Source organism: Microbacterium sp. 69-10, assembly GCF_001897945.1.
Lineage (GTDB): Bacteria > Actinomycetota > Actinomycetes > Actinomycetales > Microbacteriaceae > Microbacterium.
This window is the reverse complement of record NZ_MKRT01000028.1, coordinates 101,113-108,912: the sequence shown is the minus strand read 5'-3', so window position 1 is coordinate 108,912 and position 7,800 is coordinate 101,113. Positions and strand designations below refer to the sequence as shown.

Annotated in this window: 8 protein-coding genes; 3 read left to right on the top strand and 5 right to left on the bottom strand. The window is 69.0% G+C overall.

Features of this window, described 5'->3' with window-relative positions:
• Positions 1-2,167: DEAD/DEAH box helicase (locus BGN97_RS14965; protein ID WP_292703169.1), on the top strand; the 2,167-nt coding region annotated here is incomplete at its 5' end.
• 2 nt (positions 2,168-2,169) lie between these two features.
• Positions 2,170-3,696, top strand: a complete 1,527-nt coding sequence (gene lnt / locus BGN97_RS14960) for an apolipoprotein N-acyltransferase (protein WP_363331440.1) — start codon at positions 2,170-2,172, stop codon at positions 3,694-3,696.
• A 1-nt stretch (position 3,697) separates the two neighbouring features.
• On the opposite strand, the gene BGN97_RS14955 is transcribed toward lnt, so the two are convergent.
• The 4 genes from BGN97_RS14955 to BGN97_RS14940 form a co-directional block, all read right to left on the bottom strand.
• The gene (locus BGN97_RS14955; protein WP_285632291.1) at positions 3,698-4,081 is read right to left on the bottom strand and encodes an RNA polymerase-binding protein RbpA; all 384 of its coding nucleotides are present in this window, start codon (positions 4,079-4,081) and stop codon (positions 3,698-3,700) included.
• 116 nt (positions 4,082-4,197) lie between these two features.
• Positions 4,198-4,965 (bottom strand): glycerophosphodiester phosphodiesterase family protein, encoded by a 768-nt coding sequence (locus tag BGN97_RS14950; RefSeq protein WP_292703164.1) that lies wholly within the window; start codon positions 4,963-4,965, stop codon positions 4,198-4,200.
• On the bottom strand, positions 4,962-5,888 hold the full coding sequence (locus BGN97_RS14945; RefSeq protein ID WP_292703161.1) for an SPFH domain-containing protein: 927 nt from the start codon (positions 5,886-5,888) through the stop codon (positions 4,962-4,964). The genes BGN97_RS14950 and BGN97_RS14945 overlap by 4 nt, the downstream gene beginning before the upstream one ends.
• A gap of 8 nt (positions 5,889-5,896) precedes the next feature.
• Positions 5,897-6,358, bottom strand: a complete 462-nt coding sequence (locus tag BGN97_RS14940) for an NfeD family protein (RefSeq protein WP_292703158.1) — start codon at positions 6,356-6,358, stop codon at positions 5,897-5,899.
• A 116-nt stretch (positions 6,359-6,474) separates the two neighbouring features.
• On the opposite strand from BGN97_RS14940, the gene BGN97_RS14935 reads away from it, so the two are divergent.
• The gene (locus BGN97_RS14935) at positions 6,475-7,239 is read left to right on the top strand and encodes an SDR family oxidoreductase (RefSeq protein ID WP_292703155.1); all 765 of its coding nucleotides are present in this window, start codon (positions 6,475-6,477) and stop codon (positions 7,237-7,239) included.
• A 65-nt stretch (positions 7,240-7,304) separates the two neighbouring features.
• Here BGN97_RS14935 and BGN97_RS14930 read toward each other — a convergent pair.
• Positions 7,305-7,800, bottom strand: a 496-nt coding sequence (locus BGN97_RS14930; RefSeq protein ID WP_292703152.1) for a DUF308 domain-containing protein, incomplete at its 5' end; no start/stop codon positions are given.

Below are 7,800 nucleotides of genomic sequence, written 5' to 3'. Positions count from 1 at the left end.
GGGCCTGCTCACCGGCGACACCAACATCAACGGCAACGCGCGCATCGTGGTGATGACCACTGAGGTGCTGCGCAACATGCTGTACGCGGGCTCGGACTCGCTCCGAGGTCTGCGCTACGTGGTGATGGACGAGGTGCACTACCTCGCCGACCGATTCCGCGGGCCGGTCTGGGAGGAGGTCATCCTGCACCTTCCGCAGGAGGTGCGCCTGATCTCGCTCAGCGCCACGGTCTCCAACGCCGAGGAGTTCGGCGACTGGCTCGACACCGTGCGCGGAGACACCGACGTGATCGTCTCCGAGATCCGGCCCGTGCCGCTGGAGCAGCACGTGCTGGTCCGCGGCGACCTGCTGCCGCTGTTCGACGACCGCGCGGGCGTGGCGACCGCGCAGGTGAACCAGGAGCTGTTCCGCATCCGCTCCTTTACCGGGTCCCGGTACGAGAGCAACCGCAGCGCCCAGGAGTACGCCAGCAACCGCCATGCCGGGCGGCAGGCGAAGCGACCTCCGCGAGGCGGGAAGAGGCCCGTCCGATCAGCCAACATGCGGCGCATCGAGCGGATGGACCGGCCGGACGTCGTGCGGCTGCTGGAGCGGTCGAACCTGCTCCCCGCCATCTTCTTCATCTTCAGCCGGGTCGGCTGCGACGCCGCCGTGCAGCAGGTGCGCCGGGCCGGCATCCGCCTCACGACGCAGGACGAGCGCACCGAGATCCGCGAGATCGTCAACGACCGCACGCGGTCGCTGCAGGACGAGGACCTCGACATCCTGGGCTTCTGGGAATGGCGCGACGACCTCGAGCGCGGCATCGCGTCGCACCACGCCGGTCTTCTCCCCGCGTTCAAGGAGGTCGTCGAGGAGCTGTTCCAGCGCAAGCTGGTGAAGGCCGTCTTCGCCACCGAGACCCTGGCACTGGGCATCAACATGCCCGCACGCACCGTGGTGCTCGAGAAGATGGAGAAGTTCAACGGCGAGGCGCGTGTCGCCATCACCTCCGGCGAGTACACGCAGCTGACGGGACGCGCGGGCCGTCGCGGGATCGACGTCGAGGGTCATGCCGTCGTGCAGTGGACCGAGGGCATGGACCCTCAGGCCGTCGCCGCACTGGCATCCCGCCGCACCTACCCGCTCAACTCCAGCTTCCGCCCCACGTACAACATGGCGGTGAACCTGATCGACCGGTTCGGGCGCTCGCGCGCCCGGGAGATCCTGGAGTCGTCGTTCGCCCAGTTCCAGGCGGACCGAGCGGTGGTCGGGCTGGCCCGCAAGGTGAAGGACGCCGAGGAGTCGCTGGCGGGCTATCAGAAGGCCATGCAGTGCGAGCACGGCGACTTCCTGGAGTACGCGGCCATCCGGCGCGAGCTCAGCGACCTGGAGAAGAAGAACCGCCGTGACGCCGCCGGCCCCCGTGCGGCACGGGAGAAGCGGATGCGCAAGATCCAGGCTCTCCGTACTCGCATGCAGCGGCATGCGTGCCACGGATGCCCCGACCGTGAGGCGCACGCGCGCTGGGCGGAGCGCTACTTCAGCCTGAAGCGCGACACCGACCGCATCCGCCGCCAGATCGAGACCCGCACCGGCACGGTCGCGCGCACCTTCGACCGCGTCATCGACGTGCTCCGGGTCGTGGACTACGTGGAGGGCGACGGAGACGACCTCTCGCTGACCGATGCGGGGCGCACCATGAAGCGGATCTACGGTGAGCGGGATCTGCTCGTGGCCGAGGCGCTGCGTCAGGGTCTCTGGCGCAGCCTGGACGCGCCGTCGCTCGCGGCGATGGCGAGCTGCCTGGTCTACGAGCCCCGACGCGACGAGCAGAACGCGGGGGAGCGGGGCCTGCCCCGCGGCGCGTTCCGCATCGCCTACGACGCCACCGTGCGGCTATGGGCCGAGCTCGACGACATCGAGCACGACTACTCCCTCCCGCGCACCGAGCCGCTCGCGCCGGGCCTGGCTGCCGCCATGCACTCCTGGGCGCGCGGGGGCTCGCTGGACCGCGTGCTGATCGACGCCGACATGGCAGCGGGCGACTTCGTGCGCTGGGCGAAGCAGACGATCGACCTGCTGGATCAGCTCTCCATCGTCGCCGACGACGGTGACCTCGCGTCCACCGCGCGACGCGCGCTGGACGGCGTGCGTCGCGGCATCGTCGCCTACGCGGGAGTGTGACGGTGGGAAGGACTCGCCCCGCGGCATCCGTGCGCCCGCTCGTGCCGCTGTGGCTCGCGGTCTGGCTCGCCGCGATCGCAGGGGTGCTGATGAGCGTCTCGTTCCCCTCCCTGGCGATCTGGCCCCTCGCGCTGGTCGCGGTCGCGCTTCTGATCGTCTGCCTGGACGGGCGCCGTCTCTGGCCGGCGCTTCTGGTCACCGGCGTGTACGGCCTCGTCTTCTACTCGATGCTGGTCGGCTGGGTGGCACGGTATCTCGGCCCGGTTCCCTGGGTCGCCCTGGCCGTCGTGGAGGGCGTGCTGACCGCGGTGGCGCTGCTGCCGATCGCACTCGCATACCGCTGGGTGCCGCGCGCCTGGCCGCGCAGCCGCCCGATCCTGCTTCCCGCGGTCGTGGCCGCGCTGTGGACCGTGCAGGAGCTGTTCATCGGCAACTGGCCCTACGGCGGCTTCCCGTGGGCGCGGCTGGGCATGACGCAGGCCGAGGGGCCCTTCGCGCCCGTCGCGTCCTGGGTGGGCGTGAGCGGGCTGAGCTTCCTCATGGTCTTCGCCATCGCGATGATCGTCGAGGCCGTCCGGGCCCGTGCCTGGCGGCGTCCTCTCGCACTCGTCGCACCGGTCGTCACCGCGCTCGTGCTGCTGTTCCTGCCCGTGTTCCCGACCGCGCACGCGGGGACCATGCGCATCGCAGCCGTGCAGGGCAACGGCCCGACCGGCTACTTCGACGCCAGGGAGCAGTACAGCGTCATCGATGCGCAGATGGCCGCGACCGAACCGCTGGAGGGGAAGAAGGCCGACCTGGTCGTCTGGCCGGAGGGCGGCGTCGACTACGACCCGTTCCAGGACGCCTCCACCGCTCGACGACTCAACCGGGTCGTGTCATGGCTGGACGCGCCCCTGCTCGCCAACACGGCCACCGAGCGCGGCAAGGACATCTTCAACACCTCGTTCCTGTGGACGGACGAGGGCACTGCCGCTCAGCTGCACGACAAACGGCATCCGGTGCCGTTCGGCGAGTACGTGCCGAACCGTGAGTTCTTCAATGCCCTGGCCCCGGATCTGATCGGTCTCCTGCAGCGGGAGTACACGCCGGGAACGAACCCTCCGCTGGTGAAGGTGGGCGACGTGGGTGTGGGGCTCGCGATCTGCTTCGACGTCATCTACGACGAGGTGATCCGGGAGGGTGTGCAGCGCGGCGCCCAGGTGCTCGTCTTCCAGACCAACAACGCCGACTTCCGGGGTACGGACGAGAACCTGCAGCAGCTGGCTTTCGCACGGATGCGGGCGATCGAGACCGGTCGCAGCGTGGTCAACATCTCGACTGTCGGCACGAGCCAGATCATGCGGCCGGACGGCAGCACCCTGGCGACCCTGGACGCAGATGAGGCCGGAGCGCTGCTCGAGGATGTCGAACTGCGTTCCGGCCTCACGGCTGGTGTGCTGCTGGGCCCGTGCATACAGCTCGCGCTGGTGATCGGGGGCCCGGTGGCACTGGTCGCCGCCGGCGTGATCGCTCGGCGGCGACGCTGAATCAGGCGCCGATGCGCTCGCGCGTCGGGTCGTCGCCGGCGCCGCGGCGGGCGCGCACGTAGGCGAGACGGTCGGCGAGGAGCTCTTCGAGCTCATCGCGGGTGCGACGCTCCAGGAGCATGTCCCAGTGCGTGCGCGCGGCCTTCTCGTCGTTCTCCTCGAGCTTCACGGATGCGCCGTCGACCTGCAGCAGCGCCTCGGCGCCGCAGCTGCGGCACTCCCAGGTCTGCGGCGGCTCGGCGTCTGCCGCGAACATCAGGGTCGTCTCGTGGCCGCACGTGTCGCACTTGTAGGTGGTGGCGCGCCGCTCCATGAACACGACGCCTTCTTCGCTCTGAAGGCTCTGGGCACCCAGCCGGATGCCGCGAAGGCTGCGATCTGCCATTGTGTGGTCCTCTCGTCGCTGTCAGGTATAACGGTCGCGCCTGTGCGCTTCATCCACAGCGGCGAGATCCCGGTCGAACTCACAGGGGAATCCCAGCGCCGACCGGCCTGCGACGGTCAGATCGTCTGGAGCGCGAGATCAGCGCGATCCGTGACGATCGCGTCCGCTCCGGCGGCGATCAGACGTCGCATGTCGTCGGGGTCGTTGATCGTCCACACGTGCACCTCGGTGCCGCACGCGTGGGCCGCTCGCACGAGGGCCGGGGTGAACAGCCGGATGCCCAGATGGCGCTCGGGGATCTGCACCGCGTCGATGTCGCGCAGCACCCGCGCGGGGGAGAGCCGCAGCCATGACAGCACCCTCAGTGCGAGGATGACCGAGCTCGCGCCGGAGGTGGCGGGCCGGATGCCGGCACCGGCACGCATCACGGATGCCAGCGCGGCGCGCCGATTGCGCTCGGAGAAGCTCGTGACGAGCACGCGGTGCGAATGAGGTGCGATCAGCGGACCGATCGGCTCGGCGGCGGCCTCGGTCTTGATGTCGATGTTGAACCGGGTGTCGGGGAAGGCATCCAGCGCATCGCCGACCGTCATCAGCCCGCCGTGGGGTGCGAACAGTTGCGCGAGCTCGGCCGTGCGCACCTCGGACACCGCGCGCGGGTCGCCCGTGAGTCGCTCCAGCGTGTCGTCGTGGAACAGCACCACGTCGCCGTCCGCCGTCACCTGGCAGTCGGTCTCGATGTACTCGGCTCCGGCGGCGTGGGCGGACGCGAAGGCGCCCGCCGTGTTCTCCCACAGCGAGGAGTCCTCGCCGACCGCGGGGACCAATCCGCGGTGGGCGAGGACTCGGGGATGCCGGGAGCCGGCGAAGTACGGGTGCGTCACGCGCCGGGCTGCGAGGCGTCCGACCCGCCGGCGCGGGGTGTGAACGCGCTGCCGATGCCCTTGAGTGCCTCGGTGAGCTCGCTGGGGATGATCCACAGCTTGCTCGACGAGCTCTCGCTGATCTTGGGCAGCATCTGAAGGTACTGATACGCGAGCAGCTTGTCGTCAGGGCGACCCTCGTGGATGGACGCGAACACGTTCTGGATCGCCTCCGCCTCACCCTGAGCGCGCAGCACCGCTGCCTGCTTGTCTCCCTCTGCCTTGAGGATCGCGGCCTGTCGCTGCCCCTCGGCCTCGAGGATCTGCGACTGCTTGGAGCCCTCAGCGGTGAGGATGGCCGCACGACGGTCGCGCTCGGCGCGCATCTGCTTCTCCATCGAGTCCTGGATGGACACGGGCGGGTCGATGGCCTTCAGCTCCACGCGCGAGACGCGGATGCCCCACTTGCCGGTCGCCTCGTCGAGCACGACGCGCAGCTGGCCGTTGATCTCGTCACGGCTGGTCAGCGCCTCTTCGAGGTTCAGGCCTCCGACGACGTTGCGGAGCGTGGTCGTGGTCAGCTGCTCGACCGCGCCCAGGTAGTTGGCGATCTCGTACGTCGCCGCCCTGGCATCCGTCACCTGGAAGTAGACGACGGTGTCGATCGAGACGACCAGGTTGTCCTCGGTGATCACGGGCTGCGGCGGGAACGAGACGACCTGCTCGCGCATGTCGATCAGCGGGCGCAGCCGGTCGATGAACGGCACCAGCAGGTTCAGTCCGGGGTCGAGCGTCTTGTGGTAGCGACCCAGGCGCTCGACGATGCCGGCGGTCGCCTGGGGGATGATCCGGATGGATCGGGCGATCGTGACCAGCACGAAGATGATGACGGCGATCGCCAGTATCCAGGCGATCGTGGTGGGAATGAACGAGGAGTCGTCCATCAGTGCTCCTATTCGGTGACGGGGCGGACGATGGCGGTGGCGCCGTTGATCTCCGCGACAGCCACGCGGCTGCCCTGGATGATCGGTGTGCCGTCGAGACTGCGGGCGGTCCAGGTGTCGCCGTTGCTGAGCTTGACCTGGCCGGAGACGCCAGTGATGTCCTGCAGGGCGGTCCCGCGGAGATCGATGAGCGCGGCGACGTTCGACTTGGTGGGATCCTCGCCTCGACGCAGCCGGTGCAGCAGCGGCGGGCGCAGGAAGAAGATGAACAGCGCCGCGGCGGCGGCGGCGATGATGACCTGCGCCCAGATCGGCAGGCCGACGAGATCGGAGACGAGTCCCAGCACGCTGCCGAAGGACAGCATCAGGAAGGTGAAGTCCAGGGTCATCATCTCGATGACCAGGAACAGGGCGATCAGCACCAGCCAGCCGATCCAGGCCCACTGCTCGATACCTGCGATGAAGTCCATGCGCCCCTCCTGCGGTCAACCTATCACGCGGGTGATCCCGCGGTGCGGCGGCGCCGCGTTGTAGGGTTGGGAGGTCGCCGACCCGGCGATATCCCGCGCATCACGAGGAGTCAGGAATGACCCAGGTTCTGCCCGCCGGATCCCTTCAGGGCAAGGTGGCGCTCGTCACCGGCTCGTCCCGGGGCATCGGCGCCGACACCGTCCGCTACTTCGCCGAGGCCGGCGCGGACGTCGTCATCAACTTCCGCAACAAGGCGCCGCGTGCCGAGAAGCTCGCCGCGGAGCTCCGGGAGCTGGGAGTGCGGGCACTGGTCGTGGGTGCCGATCTCACCGATCCGTCCTCCGTCGCGGGGATGTTCGACGCGGTGCGGGCGGAGTTCGGCAAGCTCGACATCCTCGTACTCAACGCCTCGGGCGGCATGGAGTCCGGCATGGGCGAGGACTACGCCCTCAAACTCAACCGCGACGCGCAGGTGAACGTGCTGCAGGCCGGCGAGCCGCTGCTGGGCGACGGATCGCGCGTCGTGTTCGTGACCAGCCATCAGGCGCACTTCATCCGCACGACCCCGACGATGCCCGAGTACGAGCCGGTCGCGAAGTCCAAGCGCGCGGGTGAGGACGCACTGCGCGAGCTGATCCCCGGCCTCGCGGAGAAGGGCATCGGCTTCACCGTCGTCTCCGGCGACATGATCGAGGGCACCATCACCGCCACGCTCCTGAACCGTCTGAACCCCGGTGCGATCGCCGAGCGCCGCGAGTCCGCGGGCAAGCTCTACAACGTGTCGGAGTTCGCCGCGGAGGTCGCCCAGGCCGCTGTCGCCCCCGTTCCCGCCGACAACACCCGTCTGGTCGGAGACACCTCGGACTTCGCGGCCGAGTGATCCGCTGAAACGAGGAAGGCCCCGTCCGATCGGACGGGGCCTTCCTCGTGCGCCGGGAAGATTCCTCAGGCGGTCTCCTCCGAGCGAAGGGCGTCGGCGATGAGCGCGGCATCCTTCTTCAGGGTGATGAAACGCACGATCTGAAGCACGCCGAGCACGACGAGCGAGATGCCGGCGAGCCACCACAGCATGACCGCGTACAGCGGCGAGAGCAGCAGGATGACGCCCGCGACGATGCTGAGGATCGCGTAGACCACGGTCCAGACCCTCGAGCGGGAATCGCCCAGCAGCGACAGCGAGACGACGCCGTCGATGATCCAGGTGATGCCGAGCATGATGCCGAAGAAGATCGCGAGCGTCGCCGTGAAGGCGAAGAGGTTGACGAACGCGAGGATGCCGCCGACGACGTAGAGCAGACCGAGGACGATGTGGCCGAGGCGCGACCAGCCGCCTCTGTCCTTGGTGAAGATGCCCGTGCCGATGTACACGAGACCCTGGATGATCAGGTACACGGCGAGGATGCCCGCGAAGAACATCGCGGTCTTGGTGGGGGAGACGAGG